This window comes from Rhodococcus ruber (genome assembly GCF_027270735.1).
In the GTDB taxonomy this organism is placed as follows: Bacteria; Actinomycetota; Actinomycetes; order Mycobacteriales; family Mycobacteriaceae; genus Rhodococcoides; species Rhodococcoides rubrum_A.
This window is the reverse complement of the sequence record NZ_JAPWIJ010000049.1, coordinates 1-264: the sequence shown is the minus strand read 5'-3', so window position 1 is coordinate 264 and position 264 is coordinate 1. Positions and strand designations below refer to the sequence as shown.

1 pseudogene is annotated in these 264 nt (G+C 64.4%); it reads right to left on the bottom strand.

Features of this window, described 5'->3' with window-relative positions:
• A pseudogene (locus O4220_RS27760) lies at positions 1–264 on the bottom strand (acetyl-/propionyl-CoA carboxylase subunit alpha); the annotation flags it as partial.

Here is a 264-nt window from a genome sequence, read left to right as displayed (position 1 = left end):
GCGGTTCGGGGTCGTCGGTGATGGACAGTTCCTCACCGTTGGCGATCGCGAACTGTTGCAGCACCAGGTCGATGCCGGAGGTTTCCTCGGTGACCGGATGCTCGACCTGCAGACGGGTATTGACTTCCAGGAAGCTCACGAGGCCGTCTTGGCCGACGAGGTATTCGACGGTCCCGGCGCCGTAGTAGCCGGCTTCGAGGCAGATGGCCTTGGCGGAGGCGTGGATTTCTTTGCGTTGGGCGTCGGTGAGGAACGGGGCGGGGG